At 40.8% G+C, this 22,552-nt stretch carries 16 protein-coding genes; 7 read left to right on the top strand and 9 right to left on the bottom strand.

What is annotated here, in order from left to right; genetic code table 11:
* Positions 1-51: 51 nt before the first annotated feature.
* From MuYL_RS13915 to MuYL_RS13935, 5 genes are all read right to left on the bottom strand, one after another.
* A complete protein-coding gene (locus tag MuYL_RS13915) occupies positions 52-2,148 on the bottom strand; it encodes an ABC transporter permease (RefSeq protein WP_317043877.1) in 2,097 nt (698 codons plus the stop codon).
* A gap of 172 nt (positions 2,149-2,320) precedes the next feature.
* Positions 2,321-4,693, bottom strand: coding sequence for an ABC transporter permease (locus MuYL_RS13920; RefSeq protein WP_094571152.1), 2,373 nt, complete (start codon positions 4,691-4,693; stop codon positions 2,321-2,323).
* A 104-nt stretch (positions 4,694-4,797) separates the two neighbouring features.
* A complete protein-coding gene (locus tag MuYL_RS13925) occupies positions 4,798-7,185 on the bottom strand; it encodes an ABC transporter permease (protein WP_094571153.1) in 2,388 nt (795 codons plus the stop codon).
* Positions 7,186-7,625: 440 nt separating this feature from the next.
* Positions 7,626-8,303: an ABC transporter ATP-binding protein gene (locus MuYL_RS13930; protein WP_073400366.1), complete on the bottom strand. Its 678-nt coding sequence runs from the start codon at positions 8,301-8,303 to the stop codon at positions 7,626-7,628.
* Positions 8,304-8,428: 125 nt separating this feature from the next.
* Positions 8,429-9,685 (bottom strand): efflux RND transporter periplasmic adaptor subunit, encoded by a 1,257-nt coding sequence (locus MuYL_RS13935; RefSeq protein WP_094571154.1) that lies wholly within the window; start codon positions 9,683-9,685, stop codon positions 8,429-8,431.
* 498 nt (positions 9,686-10,183) lie between these two features.
* Here MuYL_RS13935 and MuYL_RS13940 point away from each other — a divergent pair, with 498 nt between their 5' ends.
* From MuYL_RS13940 to MuYL_RS13970, 7 genes are all read left to right on the top strand, one after another.
* Positions 10,184-11,539 (top strand): sigma-54-dependent transcriptional regulator, encoded by a 1,356-nt coding sequence (locus tag MuYL_RS13940; protein ID WP_094571155.1) that lies wholly within the window; start codon positions 10,184-10,186, stop codon positions 11,537-11,539.
* The gene (locus MuYL_RS13945; protein ID WP_094571156.1) at positions 11,529-12,878 is read left to right on the top strand and encodes a sensor histidine kinase; all 1,350 of its coding nucleotides are present in this window, start codon (positions 11,529-11,531) and stop codon (positions 12,876-12,878) included. Before MuYL_RS13940 ends, MuYL_RS13945 begins: the two co-directional genes overlap by 11 nt.
* A gap of 27 nt (positions 12,879-12,905) precedes the next feature.
* Positions 12,906-13,439, top strand: coding sequence for an NADPH-dependent FMN reductase (locus MuYL_RS13950; RefSeq protein ID WP_094571157.1), 534 nt, complete (start codon positions 12,906-12,908; stop codon positions 13,437-13,439).
* A 145-nt stretch (positions 13,440-13,584) separates the two neighbouring features.
* Positions 13,585-15,102 carry a DUF2271 domain-containing protein gene (locus MuYL_RS13955; protein ID WP_094571158.1) on the top strand — a complete coding sequence of 506 codons (1,518 nt, stop codon included), beginning with the start codon at positions 13,585-13,587 and terminating at the stop codon, positions 15,100-15,102.
* A complete protein-coding gene (locus tag MuYL_RS13960) occupies positions 15,103-15,759 on the top strand; it encodes a PepSY-associated TM helix domain-containing protein (RefSeq protein WP_094571159.1) in 657 nt (218 codons plus the stop codon).
* A gap of 123 nt (positions 15,760-15,882) precedes the next feature.
* On the top strand, positions 15,883-17,766 hold the full coding sequence (gene htpG / locus MuYL_RS13965) for a molecular chaperone HtpG (RefSeq protein WP_094571160.1): 1,884 nt from the start codon (positions 15,883-15,885) through the stop codon (positions 17,764-17,766).
* Between the two features lie 173 nt (positions 17,767-17,939).
* Positions 17,940-18,458: a DUF4251 domain-containing protein gene (locus tag MuYL_RS13970; RefSeq protein ID WP_094571161.1), complete on the top strand. Its 519-nt coding sequence runs from the start codon at positions 17,940-17,942 to the stop codon at positions 18,456-18,458.
* Between the two features lie 73 nt (positions 18,459-18,531).
* On the opposite strand, the gene bioB is transcribed toward MuYL_RS13970, so the two are convergent.
* The 4 genes from bioB to MuYL_RS13990 all read right to left on the bottom strand — a co-directional run bounded on the left by bioB (position 18,532) and on the right by MuYL_RS13990 (position 22,516).
* On the bottom strand, positions 18,532-19,539 hold the full coding sequence (gene bioB / locus MuYL_RS13975; protein ID WP_094571162.1) for a biotin synthase BioB: 1,008 nt from the start codon (positions 19,537-19,539) through the stop codon (positions 18,532-18,534).
* Between the two features lie 54 nt (positions 19,540-19,593).
* On the bottom strand, positions 19,594-20,940 hold the full coding sequence (gene mgtE, locus MuYL_RS13980) for a magnesium transporter (protein WP_094571163.1): 1,347 nt from the start codon (positions 20,938-20,940) through the stop codon (positions 19,594-19,596).
* Positions 20,941-21,014: 74 nt separating this feature from the next.
* Positions 21,015-21,629: an IMPACT family protein gene (locus MuYL_RS13985; RefSeq protein ID WP_094571164.1), complete on the bottom strand. Its 615-nt coding sequence runs from the start codon at positions 21,627-21,629 to the stop codon at positions 21,015-21,017.
* Positions 21,629-22,516, bottom strand: coding sequence for a transporter (locus MuYL_RS13990; protein WP_094571165.1), 888 nt, complete (start codon positions 22,514-22,516; stop codon positions 21,629-21,631). Before MuYL_RS13990 ends, MuYL_RS13985 begins: the two co-directional genes overlap by 1 nt.
* Positions 22,517-22,552: the final 36 nt, after the last annotated feature.

A 22,552-nucleotide genomic window follows, 5' to 3' on the forward strand; every position in this document is an offset into this window, starting at 1 on the left:
CTGTTTTACTTTAATTAATTATAATTGATACAATTAATTCATCACTTACCCCTACTCGCTTCTCAAACTTTTTACCGGGTTAGCCAGTGCTGCCTTAACCGCCTGGAAACTTACTGTGGTAATGGCTATCATCATGGCTAATGCCCCGGCAACTGCAAATACCCACCATCCAATGTTAACCTTATACGCAAAATCTTTAAGCCAGCTATGCATCCCAAACCACGCCAGCGGGAAGGCTATAACTGCGGCGATAAGCACCAGCAACATAAACTCTTTCGATAACATATTTACGATACCCGGAACACTGGCTCCCAACACTTTTCTTATTCCTATTTCGCGGGTACGCTGCAGGGTGCTATAAGATGCCAGCCCTAAAAGACCTAGGCACGAAATCATAATAGCCAGTACTGCAAAGTACATAAACAACTTACCAAACCTGTCTTCGGTTGCGTATTGTTTATTGAAGTTCTGATCTAAAAAATAGTAGTTAAAGGGCCGTTGCGGAACTAGTGTTTTCCATTTACTTTCGACCGCGGCTATAGTATTGGGGATTTCCCCTCCCCTAATTTTAAGCGTAAACACATTTATATTTCTCGGGTTTATCCGCAGGTTCAGGGGCTTTACGTTTTGCTGCAGCGATTCGAAATGAAAATCCTGAACCACGCCTATGATCTGTCCTTTACGTCCCCACTGATTAAACTTTTTACCTATGGCATCATTAGGAGATGCATAACCAAGATTTTTTGCCGCAGTTTGATTCACAACAAATGCCTGGGTAGTATCGGTAGCAAATTCTTTTGAAAATGAACGACCGGCGACCATTTTCATTCCATATTGCTGCATAAAATCAAAATCCACGTCGTACAAATTCATGTTCATTGAAAGCAGACTGCCTGAACGGCTTTCAACTTCAGAATAAGCTACGCTATTTCCATTGCCCGGCGTTGTCCCGGAACCTGATACAGAAACCACACCCTGAATTTGCTTTAGCTCATTTTTCAACGTTTCGCTCATGCTCTGGACAACAGAGTCGCCATTAAAATCAACGATCAACATTTGATCCTTTTGAAAACCAAGCGACTGGCTACGCATGAAATTTAGCTGGTTGTAAACAATAATGGTACCTACTATAAGCACAATAGATATAGTAAACTGCACAACAACCAGCCCTTTCCTTAAAAAAATCCCCTTAGCTGACGTGCTGAATTTGCCTTTAAGAATTGAAGTAATGCTAAAATTGGTTAGCACCAAAGCCGGATAAACACCAGCTATAAAACCAATAGCAACCGATATTGCGAAAAGGATAAAAATATAACCATGTTCAATAATGCTATGGCTGATAATTTTGCCTGCCAGCTGATTAAACAGCGGAAGCAATAGCATACTCAATAATACGGATACAAAAAAGGAGATTAAACAAATGATTATGGATTCGCCCAGAAATTGAACGGTAAGCTGGTTTTTTAAAGCCCCTACTACTTTACGGATTCCTACCTCTTTGGCCCTTTCTGTAGCCCTTGCCGTGGTAAGATTTATAAAATTGATACAGGCAATAAGCAAGATGAATATGGCAATTATAGAGAATGTATAAACATTACTCATGTTGCCATTAACAGGAGCTCCCCGATAGGTGTCCATATAAATGTCTTTTAACGGCTCAACAAACAACTCATAATTATAACCCTTCTTTCGTTTATCCTCGCTAATATGCTTTATCAGGAAACCCGGAAGCTTCGATTTAAGATTTGCGGCTGCATTTGCGTTGGGAATCAGCAAGTAGGTGAAATTGCTGAAATTACCCCACTCATTCATGTCTATCAGCTTCATTTTTTCCATTGTTGAAGCTGACATAAGCATATCAAAGCTAAAATGCGAGTTTAGCGGAACATCTTTAATAACCCCGGTAACTGTAACGGGCTGTTTGGCATTCAACCGCAATATTTTTCCTATGGCTTCGGTATTGCCAAAATATTTTTTAGCCATTGTTTCAGTAATTACAATGCTAAATGGATCCTTAAGTGCAGTTTCAGGGTTCCCGTTTATAAACGGGAAGGTAAAAATTCTGAATATGGCAGGATCTGTAAAGCTGATGTTATTTTCCTGGAATTTTAAGACGATAAATCCCGGTAAAATTCTGGTTGAAATTATCGTAACTCAACTCAAACCTTACATACATGAAAATAAGGAAGCAAGCTGTCATACCTACAGCAAGGCCAATAATGTTTATTAATGAAAAGCTTTTGTGCCTCCAAAGGTTTCTAAACGCTATTTTAAAATAGTTTTTTATCATGATTGGTTCAAATTGTGGTCGTGTGTATAATTATTCAGAACGGAGGCTCTTTACCGGGTTAGCCAGCGCTGCCTTAACTGATTGATAGCTTATGGTAACCACTGCAATTATCATTGCGGCAATACCTGCAACAGCAAACACCCACCAATTAATATCAATCCGGTATTGATAGGTCTTAAGCCAGTTTTGAAGCGCCCAATAAGCCAAAGGAAATGCAACAAGGCACGATAAAACAACCAACTGTAAAAACTCAAGCGAAAGTAAACGCGCCAAACCAGGTACGCTCGCGCCTAACACTTTCCGGATGCCGATTTCTTTCGTGCGGCGCTCGGCAGTATAAGCCGCAAGTCCAAATAATCCAAGGCATGATATAACAATGGCCAGGGAGGCAAATACGCGCGACAGTTTACTTACCAGCATTTCTGATAAAAACATCCGGTTAAACTGGTCATCAACAAATCTGTAATCAAATGGGTAAGCCGGGTTATATTTTTTTAAAACCGCTTGTATGCCAGCCAGTGATTTTTCATAATTATTTTGTGACTTGAGCCGTATGTACATCACCGTAGCATATTTGGGCTGCGTACTAAAAAACATAACAGGATCAGGGTTACCATACATATTACCATATACATAATCGTTCACCACGCCAACAACGGTAGCTGAAGTGGTATCTCCTTCGCCATGTACCTTTTTGCCTATCGCGGTTCCCTTACCCATCAACTTTGCCATTGATTGCGTAATAAGCATGCGAATTGGTTTCGCTGTGTCCTGAACGGTAAGACCACGCCCATCTATAATCTTCAACCCCGATGTTTCTATAAATTCAGGAGTAATGTATCGTTGCGATATCAGCACTTTTGAACCGGCAGGTTTTCCCTCCCAGGTAAGCCCGGAAGTATTATTGCCACCATAAATTATAGCGTGATCAGCAAGTGCTACATTCGATACATAACCGGTGTTCAAAAATTCCTGCTTTACAGGGTTGAAATTTTTAGCCATGTCGCCCTGCAGATCCAGTTCGATCAGGTTATTTTTATTAAACCCTAATTGCCGGTCTTTAACATGCTGTATTTGCTGATAAACCACTATAGTACTGATGATCAATACTATTGAAGCCGTAAATTGAAGCACAACTAAACCTTTACGAATATATGCTGCGCCGCTATCTTTAAGTTTAAACCCTTTTAATACCGATACGGGGTTAAACGACGACAGGTACAAAGCCGGATAGCTGCCCGCAATAAGCCCGCAGGCCAATGTTATTAGGGTAACCGCTAATAGGTGATAAGGGTTGCTCAATTCCATGGCAAGCTGTTTTTGCACCAACGTATTAAATGCCGACAATACCAATGCTACAATCACCATAGCAACTACGCCGGATACAAAGGCCATAAATATAGCTTCACCCACAAATTGCATCATTAACGAAGTTTTGCCGGCGCCCATTACCTTACGAACGCCAACCTCCCGTGCACGTTTTTCACTACGTGCGGTGGCCAGGTTCATGAAGTTTATGCAGGCTATAAATAATATTATCCATGCTATGGCTGTAAATAAGTGAACGTATTCAATTTGGCCGCCGCCCGTTTTCTTACCGTCTTTAAAGTCATCATAAAGATGCCAGTCGTTCATTGCAAATAAAAATGCGTGCCCCAGCGCTGTAGGTTCGCGCTTTTGAATATAACCGTAAAGTTGTTTATTAACTACCTCCGGGCCCACACCGGGCTTTAGCTCAACGTAAGTGTTTGTTGATTGATTGCCCCAGCTTTTTAGCCACGGGCTTTGATCAAAGTAAATTTGATATGGCATCAACCATTCGAATTGAAATGAAGAATTTTCAGGAATGTCTTTTACAACTCCTGAAACAACATAATCTTGTTTATTATCAACCTTTATGGTTTGCCCAACAACATTATTGTCACGCCCAAAAAACTTGGTAGCTGTTTTTTGGGTAATAACAACGGAATGCAGCTGGGGAAACGGGTTTGAAGGGTTTCCCTGTAAAAAAGATAGGGTAAACATTTTCAAGATTGCCGGATCTGCATATTTACCACCGGCAAAAACTGATTTATCACCTTTTGAAAACAGCAAAGATGTAGTTCCCTCGGTTGTACGGCCTGCATTTTCAACAGCCGGAAGTTCCGCTTTCATCGCATCAGCCATTAACCCAGGTGTTGACGATTCTGTGAAGACATAGGTATCGTACTTCTGATTTTCCTCTACCAGGTAAAGCCTGTCTTTTTTTACATTTACTGAATCAAAATTAATTTCATCCTCTACCCATAAAAAAATAAGTGAAGCACAGGCTATCCCGGTAGCCAACCCGCCGATATTCAGAAAGCTGTAGCCCTTGTTCTTTGACAGGCTCCGCCACATGGTTCTAATATAATTCCGTATCATGATTCTATGTTGTGATAGCTATTAAAACTCTTATTGTATGATGGTTAAACTATTCAGGAAGTTGCACTTAAATAGTCTATTGTTCCATTATTTTGCCTGCCAGCCTACTCACTTCTCAGGCTATCCACAGGGTTAGCTATTCCAGCTTTTATGGCATGATAGCTTACTGTCACAACTGCTGTTATAATTGCAATGAAGCCAGCTGCTGCAAACATCCACCAGGAAATAGTTATCCGGTAGGCAAAATCCTGCAGCCATCCGTGCATAGCCCACCATGCAATTGGCGAAGCAATTACAATAGCTAATAACACCAATTTCAAAAAATCAACTGATAATAGTGTATTGATTGATGCAAGGCTTGCTCCTAAAACTTTACGAACGCCAATTTCTTTAGTACGCTGCTCAATAGTAAACGCAGCCAAACCAAATAACCCAAGCGTGGCCAGTATAATGGTTATATAAGTAAACACACTAAATATGGATGCCAGCCGATCTTCGGCTTTGTATTGCTGGTTAAAAGCATCATCCATAAAAGTATAATTAAAAGGGGTGTCCTGGTCGTATTTTTTGTAGATACCCTGCATTTTATTCAGCAAGGTTGGCAGATTGGTGTGCGGCTTTATTCGGGCAAATAAATTACACCCTACTTTACTCCAAAATGGTGTATTACCCGGAACTATGAAAAGCCCCAAGGCAGTTATTTCCGACTGCATGGAACTATAATTAAAGTCTTTTACCACCCCTATTATTTTAAATTTCTGTTCGCCTGAGGCAATATAGGTACCCACCGGATTTGCAGACAAATGAAGTTTCTCAATAGCTTTCTCATTTATTGCGACCTGGTTCATACCGGCGAGCGGTTGAGTTGGGGCAATTTTCCACTTCAAACCCACTGTATTAACAAAACGGTCATCTACTGCAAGTGATGATATCATGGTGTAGTCGTCTTTTGTTTTGCCATTGATAGAGTTCATATCGAAACCCTGGAACATGCCATAACGCGAAGTAGCGGCGTTTTCTATTTCTGAAAGGGACTGGATATCCTTTTTAAACGCCGGATAATTGGTCCCAAAACTATTGCTCACCGGGATCATTATCACGTTTTCCCGATTAATGCCGGTATCTGCGTGCCTGAAGAAATACAACTGCCTGTCGATGACAATTCCGCAAATAATTAACACTACCGAAATGGTAAATTGAAGCGTTGTGAAAATTTTCCGAACGGTTATACCGCCTGCTTTTTTACTCATTTTCCCTTTTAGTGTTGTAACCGGATTAAATGCGGAAAGCACCAGTGAAGGGTAGCTACCCGCTATGAGGATAGTTATTATAAGTAACGAAGACAATAATAAAAGCACCTGGGAGCTATATAAAAATGAATTGTCAATTTTCAACTGCAGCACATTTAAAAACCACCGTTTAAAAGCATAACATAAAAGATAGCCAATCACAAAAGACAGCGTTGCAAACAAGGTGGACTCCACATAAAACTGCATAGCGATGGTTTTACGGCTCGCGCCTGATACTTTCCGCACACCAACTTCTTTTGCCCTTAGGGTAGCCCGGGCTGTTGAAAGGCTCATATAATTAACCAGCGCGAGTAACAGTATCAGGATGGCCACCAAAGGAAAGATCTTTAGATATTTGGTATTTGATGAATCACCAAAATTGTTCTTGAGGTGCGTATCCGCTAGCGGCGCAAGCGAATAATTTACGTTGTCAAAAGTTTTATCACTTTTGGCCATCAGGTCAAGGTTTTTTCTTAGCGCTGAACTATCCGATGCATGATTTAATAAAAGGTAGATTCCAAAATTACCAAAGCTGATTTCTTTTGTTCCTACATAGTCTGACGCTTCCTTCATTTTTAGCAAGCTCAAATTAGAGGTTACGAAATTAAACGCAATGGATGAGTTTGAGGGGCAATTTTCGGCAACTCCGGTAACCATATAAGTAAAAGCGCTATCGGTTTTCAACACAATGGTTTTGCCGATTGGATTTTCCGTACCAAAATATTTTGCAGCCATATCGCGCGATAACACAACGGTAAAAGGCTTATTGAGTACATTTTCGGCCTGTCCTGATAATAGCTTAAAGGAAAAGAAATTAAAAAAACCTGCATCGGCAAACAACAGGTTCTTTTCAGAAAATTTTGCATCCGGTTTGTCGGGATTACTGACAACTACCGGCTTAAAATAAGCCATTGTGCGCATGTAATCCTTAACAATGGGCTGCTTGTCCTTAATAATTGATGCAGCTGCATAACTCATAAAGGCCATATTCATGGTGTTGCCGCCTACTTTAATCGACGCATGCGGGTTAAATATCCTGCCTGCATTTTTATGAAAACTATCATAACTTGTTTCATGAGCTACATACATCATTATAGTCATACAAACAGCCAAGCCAACAGCCAGTCCGGTGATGTTAATAAGGCTGAATAACCGTTGTTTTAAAAGGTTACGCCAGGCGATTTTCAGGTAGTTAAATATCATTGTGCAGGTTTAATTTTTTCAATTAACTGTTTATGCTTAATTCCGTAATTATTTAACTTCTCAACTAATAGATTTTTTGTATTCACGCCGCCGGCGTTCCATTTTTGCACACGGAACACCCGGAACAAAGTGAAACATGCTGATTATAAGCGCATTATATTTTTACAAGGTAATTGATAGAGATAAGTATCTGATAGCAAGGATGTTTCATCAATATTTATATCGAATTCAGTTTATTTATTTGTAGAAAACTTATCATCATATCCCTAACCCTTAATTAACAAAATCAGTATAACTATTTAAATTTCAGCAGCTTATTAATTTATTAATTCTTTAAAACCAGGCAACACTCAAGCCACCCCTCCATTTAGGAGGGGATAGCAGAGGCACTTATTAACTTATATAAACTTTTATTGTGACTGGTTAGGCTGCCAGTTTTTTTATACCATAATGTTTTCCACTACACTTTGTCCATCCAATAAGCGGATGATCCTGTGGCTGTAGCGGGCATCATGTTCAGAGTGGGTAACCATTATAATTGTGGTACCCTGTTCGTTAAGATCTGTAAGCAGTTCCATCACATCGTTACCATTGCTTGAGTCAAGGTTACCGGTAGGCTCATCCGCCAGAATCAGTTTTGGTTTGTTAACCACTGCGCGGGCAATGGCCACACGTTGTTGCTGACCACCTGATAATTGTTGCGGATAGTGGTTGCGGCGGTGCATGATCTGCATTTTATCAAGCACTTCTTCTACCCTTTTTACGCGCTCTGCTGACGGTACGCCAGTGTAAATTAAAGGGAGCTCAACATTTTCAAATACGGTTAACTCGTCAATTAAGTTAAAGCTTTGAAATACGAAACCAATATTGTGCTTACGCAGATCGGCCCGTTTACGCTCTGTAAAATGCGCAACTTCAATTCCGTTGAAAACATAGCTGCCTTCATCCGGATCGTCAAGCATTCCTAAAATGTTAAGCAAAGTTGATTTTCCGCAGCCAGACGGCCCCATTATGGCTACAAACTCGCCGGTTTTTACTTCAATTGACAGTTTGTTCAAAGCAATGGTTTCTACTTCTTCCGTACGATAAAATTTCTCCAGGTTGGTGATCTTTATCATAATGCTGCCCCCTAATTCGTTCTTGTTCATATAAGTTTAAATTTGATTTGTATAGCTTAAATTAATTAGTTGCCTTTATTATTTGTTTAAATATATGTCTTAAGGTTCTTTTCGTCTGTTTATCACTACTTCTTCAGCACTAATTCCTGTATGTCGCCATAGGTTTCATAACTTGATGTTATTACCTTATCACCAGGCTGTAAACCATTGGTCAACTCATAATAGTCCGGGCTCTGCCTGTTTATCTGGATAGGAACTTTATAGGCCTTTTTTCCGTCTTCGCTAACTTTAAAGATCCAGTTACCGCCTGTTTGCTGGTAAAAACCACCTTTAGGTAGCAACAGAGCAGTTGTCTGATCGCTCAATGCCAAACGCACCTGCAATGTTTGTCCTTTCCTTATACCTGTAGGTACCGGGCCAACAAAAGCCATATCAACCTGGAACTGACCGTCCTTTCCAACAGAAATAAACACCTTTTTAATCACCAGGTTATAAGTTTTATCAGCAAATTGAAAATCACCTTTAAGACCCACAAATACCCTGGATAAGTAATGCTCTTCAATATTCACTCTTACCTTAAAACCTGATAAGACGTCGATTTGACCAAGATGTTCCCCTTTATTTTTACTTTGTCCTATTTCGGCATCAAAGGAGGTTAATTGGCCATCAAGCGGTGCTCTCAAAGTAAGATCACTCACTTTTTTACGCATCATATCCAGCGCACTTTTCATTTGGGCTATTTGCTCCTTTGTCTGCCTATCCTGCTGGCTAACCATTACGGTATCCTGCACCAGTATTTGCGACGCTAATTTTTTACGGCTTAGCTGGTACTGGTATTGGTTTTGGGCGGTTTGAAACTCCTGCGATCCAATTGCTTTTTTGTTATAAAGGTCCTTATCCAGTTTGTAAATCCTTTCAGCTTCCTTAAATGCTACATCCACATCCGCCATATTGTTCAACTTATTAATAGTTGCCGACTGCAGTTGGGTATGTGAGATCTGCATCTGAATTTGCTGTGCGTACACATTGGTTTCCTGTGTTGCTAAATTAAGCTCAAGATCCGTATTAGACATTCTTAAAATCGGGTCACCTTTTTTTAATATGGCACCATCCTCAACATATTTCTCTTCAACACGTCCGCCATCAGAAGCATCCAGGTAAATGGTTGAAAGCGGCATTACCACACCATTAACAGGAATAAACTCCTGGAATGGCCCTTTTTTTATTTCACTTATAGTTAGTCGTTCGGTGTCAACGTCAAGTTTACTTTTACCCGAGGTAAAATAAATGCTGCCGCCAATTAGCAAAACAATGCCTGTAATTCCGGCAATGGTTAGTATCCTTTTGGTATTCCAGGTCTTTTTTTCAATTACTCTGTCCACTGTATTTATAAATTTATATTTTGTTATTAGTTACAAAAATACATGCCACAAATTAAGTTACTGTTTTTCAGTTATTTAAACCTAAAATAGCAGATCAGGGCGTACGCTTCTGTTACAGCAACTGTTCGGTTATGATACAATGCATTTTTTGTATTTACCAGTTGTATGCATACCGGGCGGCTGTTCAATTCGCCTGTTTTTATACAGGTTAGTTGGTTTACAGGCTATTACTGTTACATAGCAAATTGTAAAACCATCCATCCTGCCCAATTTGCAGGCATTACCTGCTTTAGCATAAAAATTGATAAGAATTATTTATAATTAATTGTGGTGACTGCGCAACCTCCTGACCAGCTTAATTTCACTAATTAAATTAATAACCATTGAACAATAAATGATAAATATAGTATTATTGGTAAATTAACCGGCATAGTTAGGCTGATAAGCAATAACAACCCGTTGTACACCAATGAACCAATAGATAATTGAACTAAATAAATGATACTAAAAAAAGCTACCGTATTAATTGTTGATGATGACCCCGATGTGCTTACAGCGGTTAAATTGCTGCTCAAAACTGAGGCACAGGAAATTATTACAGAAAAAAATCCGGAAAACCTTAACTGGCTGTTGCAGCGGAACCAGGTTGATTTGGTGTTATTGGATATGAATTTCAACAGCGCCATTAATACCGGTAACGAAGGATTATACTGGTTGCGTAAAATAAAGGAATGGAAGCCTGCTGTTTGCGTTATTATGATAACCGCTTATGGCGATATCGACCTTGCAGTACGGTCTTTAAAAGAAGGCGCCAATGACTTTATTGTTAAACCATGGCATAACGAAAAGCTGATTGACACCATCAAGGATCTGCTTGATAAAAAAGAAGGGGTAAAAACCGTTAAATCATCAGCAAAAAGCACCGCCGGTGATACATCAATTTTAGGTGACTCGGATGTGATGCAGGACATCTTTTATAAGGTTAATAAAATAGCCCCTACTGATGCCAATATATTGTTACTGGGCGAAAATGGTACAGGTAAGGATTTGATGGCTAAGGCTATCCATGAGCGGTCACTACGGGCCGACAAGCCTTTTATTAAAGTGGATGTAGGCGCGCTGACGGATACTTTATTTGAAAGCGAACTTTTCGGGCATAAAAAGGGTGCCTACACTGATGCCCGCGAAGACAGGACGGGCAGGTTTGAGGATGCGCAGGGCGGAACGTTGTTTTTGGATGAAATTGGGAACATTTCGCTACAACAGCAGGCCAAGTTGTTAACCGTGCTGCAAAACCGGCAGGTTACCAGGTTGGGAACCAACAAAGCAGTTGATATTGACATCAGGCTGATCTGCGCAACTAACCTTCCTTTATCTGAACTGGCTAACGAGACCCGTTTCAGAAAAGATTTGATCTATCGCATTAATACCGTTGAGATTAACATGCCGCCATTGCGCAAACGCAATGACGATATTATTGTACTTGCCCGGCACTTCGCCAAACTTTATGCCGGTAAGTACCTGAAACCTGCCATGGATTTTGATGCGGCAGCTATGCAGAAATTAAAATCATACAATTACCCCGGTAACGTCAGGGAACTTCAATATACCATTGAGCGCGCCGTAATTATGGCGGATGACCAGCTGTTGAAACCTGATGACCTGATATTTTCTATATTGGAAACCCCGGGCGAAACAGTGGTTGATGATGATAACATCCCGTTAAGCACGCTTGAAAAAAACGCCATTTTGCGCGTTATTGATAAGCACAATGGTAATATAACACGTGCAGCAAAAGAATTGGGTTTAACCCGTACGGCGCTGTATCGCAGACTTAGCAAATATGATATTTAACCGTTACGAATGGCGGCTGGTGCTCCGAGTTATAGTTATGTTTATAACCCTTACTGTAACCTCGGTGCTGGTAACAAGCGGGCAACCATTATTTTTGGTGATAACCCTGCCGCTTTGTGTTTACGAAGTAGTTGATTTGATAAAATTCCAGAAAAAGGCACAGGACGAGGTTAGCCAGTTTGTTGAGTCTATCCATTACCGGGATTTTTCACGCCATTTTGATGTTCGTAAAGCGCCAAACGAACTGAAGCCGCTGCGTAAAGGTTTTAATGATATTAACACAACATTTAAACTCATCAGCCGCGAACGGGAAACCCAGTACCATTACCTGCAAAAGATCCTCGAACTGGTTGATACGGGGATAATTTCTTACGAACAGGAAAGCGGCGAAACTGGCTGGATCAATGAAGCTTTTAAAAACCTGATCGGTGTTCCCTATCTTAAAACCATTCATTCACTTGAAAAACGCGAGGAGGTTTTATACGCTGAAATAGTTAAACTTAAACCCGGCGACAGCAAAATATTAACGATCACCCGCAACCAGCAACTGGTGAAAATTTTGGTTACAGCCAGTGTAATGCGCAGTGAGGAGAAAATTTATAAACTGATTGCTTTTCAAAACGTTAGCGAAGCGTTGGATGAAACAGAATCAAAAGCCTGGCAGAAACTGCTGAATGTAATGACACACGAGATCATGAATTCAGTAGCGCCAATATCGTCACTGGCCGATACGCTGAAAAACCGTTTACAAAGCCCTGAAATAGCCAACAGCCCTGTAAGCAGCCAACTGGAAGATCTTGAGCTGGGTATTGATACCATTAAACGACGAAGCGAAGGGTTACTTAAATTTACAGAAAGCTACCGGAGCCTGAACAAGATAACCAAGCTTGATCTGACCAAGATCATGGTTAGGAATCTTTTTGAGTCGTTAAACCGGTTGATGCGCCCCACGCTTGAAAAGAAACATATTGAACTGGAAATCATATTACGGGATCCAGCCCTATCGATAGAAGCCGACTTGAACCTGCTTGAACAGGTACTGATCAACTTGCTGGTAAATGCCATTGAAGCTGTAAAAGACAGGGAACAGCCGTTACTAACGCTTTCAGCCGAACTGCTGGGAAATGGTAAAACGTTAGTGAAAGTTGCTGACAATGGCCTGGGCATGCCACCCGAACTACTGGACAAAATATTCATCCCGTTTTTTAGCACCCGTAAAACCGGCAGCGGAATTGGATTGAGCCTATGCAAACAGATCATGCTTTTACATAAGGGAAACATCCAGGTACAATCAACTGACGGGTTGGGGTCTACATTTATATTGCAGTTTAATCCGTAGCGTTTTACTAATCTTCTTTGTCATAAAATGAAAGTATCTAAAAGAATCTTAGCTATTTCAGGCAGTCTTCGTCAGGGCTCATCCAATTATAATATCCTTCGATTATTTGAAAAGTTAGCACCGGGCAATATTGAATATTTTATTTACGACCAGCTTGTACAAATACCACCTTTTGATCCCAGTTTTGACAATGAATCAGCAGCAGGCGCGGTTTTTGAACTGCGTAATTTAATTGAAAAAGCGGATGGGATTATCATCTGCACACCGGAATATGCTTTCGGCATACCAGGCCAGCTCAAAAATGCTTTGGACTGGACGGTATCAAGCGGATCATTTTCAGGTAAGCCCACAGCCCTAATTACGGCCTCAACAGGAGGAGAAAATGCCCATCCCGCGTTGTTAAAGGTTTTGGGCGCTTTAGATGCGGATCTTTCAGAAAGTACCACCCTGCTTATCTCTTTCATTCGTTCAAAAATGGATGCTTCAGGAAACATCACTGACGCTGAGACAGCAGAAAAATTAAATGCGGTATTTGAAGCGCTTTTACTGCGTATTAAATAAATTAACATTCTTCATTAAACCTTGTTCAGGAATAAAAGTCTTCAATTCCAGTTTTCCTTCAAATTTCCATTGTATTTTTCCATCAATTAAGGTAACTATTAACGATTATTGTTTGAGAGCTAATTAAATATTAACCCAGAAAAGAATGAAATTTATTACTACGATAGTAACAGGATGCCTGGTATTTGTTTTGTGCAGCAGCGAAAACAAAAAACCCTCAAAAAACACGCAAGCCTTTGTTAATAATTATGAAAATGTACTGGGCACATCTCTGCAGGTCAAGGTATTTAGTTCGTCGGCAGGAAACGCAGCAATCGCTGAAACCACCGCTATGAATGAGATAGACCGCTTAGATAAAATACTTAGCGGATATAATCAACAAAGCGAATTTAGCAGATGGATGAAAACTACGGGAAAGCCGGTGGTTGTTTCACCCGAATTATTTGAGGTATTAAGCCTGTTTGATGAATGGCGTACGCGAACCGATGGCGCTTTGGATGCTTCGGCAGAGGTAATTGGTAAGTTGTGGAAAGTGTCTGCCAGTCATAACCAAATTCCAACAAAAGCAGAAATAGAACAAGCTGTTGCTTTGGTGAAGCAAACGCATTACAAACTGAATGCTGTTAACCATACCGCCGAAAGATTGGACAACGCACCTTTAATGCTCAATTCTTTTGCAAAAAGTTTTATCATTAACAAGGCCTGTGATGCTGCGGTATCTTCGGGAAAAATAGACGCTATTGTATTGAACATTGGTGGAGATATCGTGATAAAAGGTGATCATAAGGAACAGGTACAAATTAGCGACCCCAAAGCCGATGCAGAAAACGAGGCACCGATATCAACGGTAACGCTTAATGACAAAGCGATTGCCACAAGCGGAAACTACCGTCGCGGCGAAATGATCGATGGAAAATGGTATTCGCATATTGTTGATCCGCGCACGGGTATGCCGGCTGACAACGTGATCAGCTCTACCGTTGTTGCGCCTAATGCAACTGATGCAGGAGCGCTTGCCACTGCATTCTCTGTTCTTACTCCATCGGAAAGTGCCAGGCTTGCGTCTGCCGTTCCCGGTACCGAATATCTTATCATCACCCGCAGCGGTGAACGCATTGAAAGCAAAGGCTGGAAAAATATAGAAACAAAGTCTGCGGATAAAGATGAGTCAAATAACAATAATCTGGTGTCAGCTGGTTCCACATGGGATCCGAATTATGAATTACTTATAAACCTTGAATTGGCCGAAATACAGGGCTTTAGGGTACATCGTCCGTATGTAGCTGTTTGGGTAGTTGATAAAAACAAGAAACCTGTGCGCAGCATTGCATTATGGTTTAATAAAACACGTTACCTTGATGATATGCATGCCTGGTACGATACTTATTACCAAACATTTATGGCAGAAAATAACAATATCAGTTCCACCTCCAGTGCAACCCGCTCTCCCGGAAAATACACACTAAAATGGGACGGTAAAGATGACAAGGGTAAATTAGTTAGCCAGGGAACTTACACCATCTTTATTGAGGCTGCGCGCGAACATGGCACCTACCAGTTAATGCAACAAGAAATGGATTTTAAAGGAAAGCCAAAGCAGGTTAATTTAAATGGGAACACCGAGATAGCTGCTGCGTCATTGGATTACCGTAAAAAACAATAAATGACGGAGCAAACAACCAATAGCAGCGCTCCCGACAAAAGGAGAGCAACAAAACACAATAAGAACGGGTGGAAAAAGCAAACTGCATCCTGGTCGCGCTGGCTGCACACTTATCTTTCAATGATCAGTTTTATTGTGGTGCTATTTTTTGCCGCTACCGGGTTTACCCTTAACCATGCGGATTGGTTTAGCAATAAACCCGTTATAAAAAAATATACAGGTGTGCTTAACGCCAAATGGGTAAAAACAAAGGATACCGCGTCAGTAGATAAACTTGATATAGTTGAGTTTTTGCGCCGGACGAACGGTTTAAAAGGCTCAGTCAGCGATTTAAGAATTGAGAATAACGACGTATCTGTTTCATTTAACGGGCCAGGCTACGCGGCTGATGTATTTATTGACCGGGATAATGGTGGTTATAAAATTACAGAAACCCGGCTTGGGCTGGTAGCCATCTTAAACGACCTGCACAAAGGCCGGGACACCGGGAAAGGCTGGAGCGTGACGATAGATTTAGTAGCGCTATTCATGATCTTAGTTTCGCTTACCGGGATAATCATGATGTGTTTCATCAAGAAAAAGCGATCAAACGGTTTGCTGTTAGGCGTACTTGGGTTTGTAGTGGTTTACCTGTTGTATATATTTTTAGTAAAGTAATCTCGTCTGAAGCCAGACTTTCTCAATTCCCCCTTACTGCCAATTTGACAAAAAAAACACTTTGGAACGAGCCTTGATATGTGCACGTTAGTTAAATACAACTAATTTAAACAATAAAAGATTATGCAAGAAAAAGGCACGATTTCGATCCATACCGAGAACATTTTCCCGATAATTAAGAAATTTCTATACTCTGATACCGAGATTTTTTTGCGGGAGCTGGTTTCAAATGCCATTGACGCTACTCAAAAAATAAAAAGATTAAGCTCACTGGGGCAATATAATGGCGAACTTGGCGATTTGCGCGTTGAAGTTTCATTTGATGAAAAAGCTAAAACCATCACCATTTCTGACAATGGCTTGGGTATGACCGCTGAAGAGATCAAAAAATACATTAACCAGATAGCTTTTTCAGGAGCCACAGAATTTGTTGAGAAATTTAAAGAAGCCAAAGATGCCAACGAGATCATCGGACGTTTTGGCCTGGGCTTTTACTCTGCATTTATGGTTGCTGACAGGGTTGAAATAGAAACCTTATCTTACCAGGAAGGCGCTGAACCTGCACATTGGACATGCGACGGCAGTACAGAGTTTGAAATTAGCGAAGGCAGCCTTGCAGAAAGAGGTACAGAAATAACCCTGCACATTAACAAAGATTCAGAAGAATTTTTAAGCCAGCAGCGCCTGCAGGAAATATTGGATAAGTATTGTAAGTTTTTACCGGTACCTATCAAATTCGGCACAAAAACCGAAACTGAAGATGATGGTGAGGATGAAGAAGGTAAACCAAAATACAAAACTATTGAGGTTGATAACATCATCAATGACACAAACCCGATCTGGACTAAAGCACCTGCAGATTTAAAAGACGAGGACTATCTTAACTTTTACAAGCAGCTTTATCCATTTTCAGAAGATCCTTTATTCTGGATCCATTTAAATGTTGATTATCCGTTTAACTTAACCGGTGTTCTTTATTTCCCAAAACTCAAAAACGATTTTGAGATTCAGAGAAATAAGATCAAATTGTTTTCCCGCCAGGTATTTATTACTGACGAAGTTAAAGATATCGTACCTGAATTTTTAATGCTGCTACATGGTGTTATCGACTCACCGGATATCCCGTTAAATGTATCGCGTAGCTTTTTGCAGGCCGACAGCAGCGTTAAAAAGATCAACAGCTACATCACTAAAAAAGTAGCTGATAAATTGGCAGAACTGTTTAAAGCTGACCGGAAAGCTTATGAAGAAAAATGGACCGACATTGGCCTGTTTGTAAAATACGGAATGGTTAGCGAAGAAAAGTTTTATGATAAAGCAAAAGACTTTGTTCTGTTGAGCAACACCAAAAATGAAAACTTTACTTTAAGCGAGTATAAAGATAAGGTAACGCCAGAACAGACCGATAAAGACGGACAGCTGGTTTATATCTATACCAACGACCCCGCTAAGCAGGACGCGTTTATCCAGTCGGCCAATAAAAAGGGTTATGATATATTGCTAATGAACTCCCCTATAGACAATCATTTTATAGGCCAGTTAGAGCAGAAACTGGAGAAGACTTCATTTAAGCGTGTAGATGCGGATGTTGCCGATAAGTTGATTAAAAAGGAAGATGCTTTGGAGCATGTGCTTACTGAAGAACAAGCCACCAAAGTAAAAGGAATTTTCGACAAAGCGATAAACAAACCGGCTTATAAAGTGGAACTGGAAAGCCTGAACCCCGACGAATTGCCGGTAACAGTAACGATGGATGAGTTTATGCGCCGGATGAAGGAAATGGCAGCAATGGGCGGAGGAATGGGCTTTTACGGAAGCATGCCTGACAATTACAAAGTAATTGTAAACGGTAACCATAAATTAATAAGCCGTATTTTGAACGAAGAAAACGAGGAAGTACAAAGCGCGCTTTCAAAACAAGCGTTTGATCTTGCTTTATTATCACAGGGATTATTGACCGGCGCTGAACTTACAGAATTTGTTAACCGTAGCGTTAACTTGATATAATATAAAGTTTCTTAAATAATCAGGAAAAGCTGCTCATTACTGAGCGGCTTTTTTTAATTTTATACATCCATATCAACTTAATCCGATTATTCGTTGAACATTTTTGTGGAATCAGCCAGCGCCTTGCATCTTATCCAATAGTTACATACACGTATTTACTTAAATAATAAAAGATGAAAACATTAAAAAAATTAATGATCGTATCGGCAATGATACTATCCTGTTGTCAGCTGGTAACAGCCCAAAACTCAAAAATTCAAAAAAAGGCAGCTAAAGCCGCGAAAGTGAAAGAAATGCTGGACGCGCAGAGCTATATTTTTAATGCAACCTACGTTATCCCGCAACGCGGAAACGCCAGGTCAATAACTTACGGATACGACGTAGTGGTTTCAAAAGACACGGTAACCGCCTATTTACCTTATTACGGGCGGGTGACCCTTGCTCCTGCTGATCCGAGCGACGGTGGCGTAAAATTCACCTCAACCAACTTTGATTATAAAAGTGAGCCTGCTAACAATGGCTATGATATTACGATAACCCCTAAAGACGGGAACACGCAGGGTTCAAAAGATGTCAGGTATTTACGTTTAAATGTGTCTTATAATGGTTATGCATCGTTACAGGTTATAAGCAATAACCGCGACCCAATATCGTACAACGGCGAAATAGAAGAGCGAAAAATAAATAAATAAATAAATAAAGGCTATAAATATTGTAAGCGTTAAAATACTGAGCGTACTTTAACGCTTACAATTATAAAACCATTTAATTTTCTACAACCTCGTTAACCGCTTCGGCCTTAGCCGGCCTTCCGTTCTTGAAAGCCTTTCTTGGTTTTAGTCCCAGCAACTCAAACATGGCCATATCGGTATCAAAAGATGGATTTGGTGTAGTTAAGAGTTTTTCGCCTGCAAAAATAGAGTTAGCGCCGGCCATAAAGCAAAAAGCCTGTTCCACCTCGCTCATTTCTGTACGACCGGCAGAAAGACGAACCACTGTTTTAGGCATAATGATACGGGTAGTTGCAATCATCCGAACCATATCCCAAACAGACACCCTTGGCTGATTTGCCAGCGGAGTTCCCTTAACAGGTACCAAAGCATTAATTGGAACTGACTCCGGGTGTTTAGGCAGGTTTGATAATGTTTTAAGCATCGAAATACGATCTGCTACCGTTTCGCCTAACCCTATGATGCCACCGCTGCAAACGGTAATCTTCGCTTTTCGCACATGTTCCAGTGTTTTTAACCTTTCGTCATAGGTACGTGTGGTGATGATCCGTTTGTAATCATCTTCAGATGTATCCAGGTTATGGTTATAGGCATACAAGCCTGCGTCTGCTAATCGTTGCGCCTGCGACTCGGTAAGCATCCCCAGGGTACAGCAAACTTCCATATCAAGCTCGTTAACAGCCTTCACCATATCAATCACTTTATCAAAATCGCGGTTATCACGTACTTCGCGCCAGGCGGCTCCCATACATAATCTTGAAGCGCCGCCATCTTTGGCGTTTTGCGCAACAGCTATAACTTCTTCTTTTGGCATTATGGCGTGTACATCAACACCAGTATTGTATCGCGCCGCCTGGGGGCAATATGCGCAGTCTTCAGGGCAGCCGCCGGTTTTAATGGATATCAGCGAACTGATCTGTACTTCTGAGTAATCCTTATTTTCACGATGCACAGACGCTGCTTCATAAACAAGATCTAATAAAGGCTTGTGATATATTTCAGCAATTTCTTCTTTTGTCCAGTTGTATCTTACTTCAGTCATTATTTGCTTTTTTTAAATGTATTCGTATTGTTGCTAGTTTGTAATCTTAAAAATTTATAACAGTTTGGTTGCAAACCACAGGGGCAATAGAAAGCCCGCGCAATCTGTAAAAGTGGTAATAATTATGGACGATGCCACGGCCGGATCTATCCCCACCCTTTTTAAAACCAAAGGTATGGATGCACCGGTTAAACCGGCAATGATAAGGTTTCCCGTCATCGCTAAAAATAACACCAATCCGAGTTTCGGGCTGGCGTCATAAAACATGGCTACAAAGAAAACGATTAATCCGTTAGCTGCGCCGTTAAGCATCCCAACCAAAAATTCTTTTATTACCGCATTATAGGCCTGCTTATCGCTAAGGTCACTTAGCGAGATACGCCTTACGGTTACCGCTAGCGCCTGGGTAGCGGCATTCCCGCCCATGCCTGCTATAATAGTCATATATGCAGCAATAGCGGGCAATCGTTCAACCGTGGAGTCGAAATGCCTGATAACAGATGCTGCAAGGTAAGCCGTGCCAAGGTTAATTACCAGCCATGGTAAACGGCTTTTAACAGCCTCTTTCCAGTTACCGCTTAATTCCTCATCTTCTGATACACCGGAGATCTTCAAAATGTCCTCCGTACTCTCCTGCTCCATTACGTCGATGATATCATCAACCGTAACACGGCCAAGCAGCTTCATATCATCGTCAACAACCGGAATAGTGGTGAGGTTATATTGCGAGATCAAGCCTGCCACATCTTCCTGGTCAAGGTCTGCTTTAACGTAAACAAAATCAGTGTTCACCAAATCACGTACAAATGCGTCGGGCCGGGCCTTTAATATAGATTTAACAGATAGTATTCCCTGCAAAATATCGGCATCGTCAACCACATAAATGGTATAAAACTCCTCCATTTCTTCAGATTGGCGAATAATTTCATCCAACGCGTCTTTCTTGTCAAGGTTGATATTCACCTTGATAATTTCGGAGTTCATTAGTCCGCCCGCTGTGTCCTCGTCATACTTTAATAAGGCACGGATACTGTCAGCGTCTTCCTGATCCAGATCTTCAAGTATCTCCTGCTGCTCGTCTTCGTCAAGCTGCGAAATAATGTCTGTCGCATCATCATAATCCAGTTCCTCAATGATCTCGGAACGTTTTTCAGGATGAAGCCCGATCAGCAACTCCCCCGGATCCTGCTCCTCGTGCATTTCAGAAATTACCTCTGATGCAATATCAGTGGGGAGGATATTGATAATTCTTTCTTTTGCTTCCTGCGGAAGTTTTTCAAATAGCAAGGCAATCTCAGATGCGTGGTATTCTTTCAGAACCCGCTCTAATTCAGCATCATCACCCGCAAGCGCGGTTTCAATGCGTAAAAGATCTGACTTATCTATTTCAAAAGATTGCATATGCGACTAAAATACATATTTATAGTGCAAAACAGGGAATAAAAATAGCTCGATTTTACGCGCTAAATTTACAGTTAAAGGCTATAAAGGTACCTTGCGGTTATTCCACTTAGTTTGTTGAATTTTGCCAGTGTTTGATTTACCTGCATTTTACGAATAGAGACCCGGATACTGCAATTGTTATCAAAGTCCTGGCTGATCACCGTTAAAGCATCATCTTTAATTACCCGCATTACATCGTTCATCAGCAGGTAATCAAACTCAATGGCGTAAAAATCGTTTACGGTTTTCTGAACAATAGTTGCTTGCTTCAGGGCTTCTTCAGTAGCCATTTTATAGGCATTTATCAACCCCGGTACACCAAGCAAAGTACCGCCAAAATAGCGTACTACCACAACCAGGACATTGGTTATATCATGCGATAATAATGTGTTTAGTATTGGCCTTCCTGCAGTACCAGATGGCTCGCCGTCATCGTTAACGCGAAAAACCGACCTGTCAATAGTTAGCCGCATGGCCCAGCAATGGTGATTTGCCTTTGGGTGCTCAGCCTTTAACCCGACAACATAATTCTTTATTTCTGTTTCACTGGTTAGCGGGTAAGCAAAGGCCAAAAACTTGCTGCCGCGATCACGAAACAGCCCCTCTGAAGTTTTTTCAATCGTGCGGTAAGTATCGTCGAAAAGCATTAAGAATGAGAAAACAGGTGATTGAAAAATTGAGGATTATATATGATGACAATAGCAATTATCGCTAATAAGATCCCTGCCTTGTTAAGCGCGCTAAGCTTTTCCCTGAATACAAAAAACCCCAACAGTGTACCGAATATGATAACCCCGATATTCATGGATGAAAAAACTATTGAAGGGTTTTTAGACAAAGTTTGATGCGCTTTGATATAAAACAGGATATTGCCGAAATTAGCAATGCCTAACACCCAGCCAATAAAAATATGAGGCCATGAAAATCGCATGGTTTTGTTTATAACCTGGTAAAATAACCCGATAATGGCTACCACAAATGCCAGCGAATAAACGATGAATAAAGATGTGCCTGTTGAAATTTGTTTGACCAGTGCAACTTGCTTAAATAAAATATCAATAACTCCCATTCCGAAAAAAACGATAACCAGGTAGATCCAGGAGTTGTTAAAAGCCTTATCAGGCCGCGATTGTTTTTGCCATGGAATAAGGCAGATAATGGCTGCAAGGCCAATAATTAACCCTGCTACCCTGGTTACATCCGGTGTTTCATTGAAAAATAAAAAAGCTGCTGCTACTGGAATAAACAATGACAAACGCTGCGCGGCATCCGTGCGCACAATGCCCGTTGTTTTTACTGAAGCACCTAATATTACAAATAAAATTGGCAGTAATAAACCCAGTAAGCCGTACAAATAAAATGGAGCATTACCGATGTTATTTAATTGTGGCTTTAAAAATAGCCAGGTTAAAACGATAGCTATACTATAATTCCATGTGATAGCCTGGTAAACGTCTATATGGTATCGTTTAGCCAGCTTTAGCATTATGGAAACAAATACACTGCAGCAAATACTTAAGAAAACGTAGAGCATTTTGTGAGTTGATTAAGTTGACAAGGGTTGATGATA

This window comes from Mucilaginibacter xinganensis, assembly GCF_002257585.1.
Lineage (GTDB): Bacteria > Bacteroidota > Bacteroidia > Sphingobacteriales > Sphingobacteriaceae > Mucilaginibacter > Mucilaginibacter xinganensis.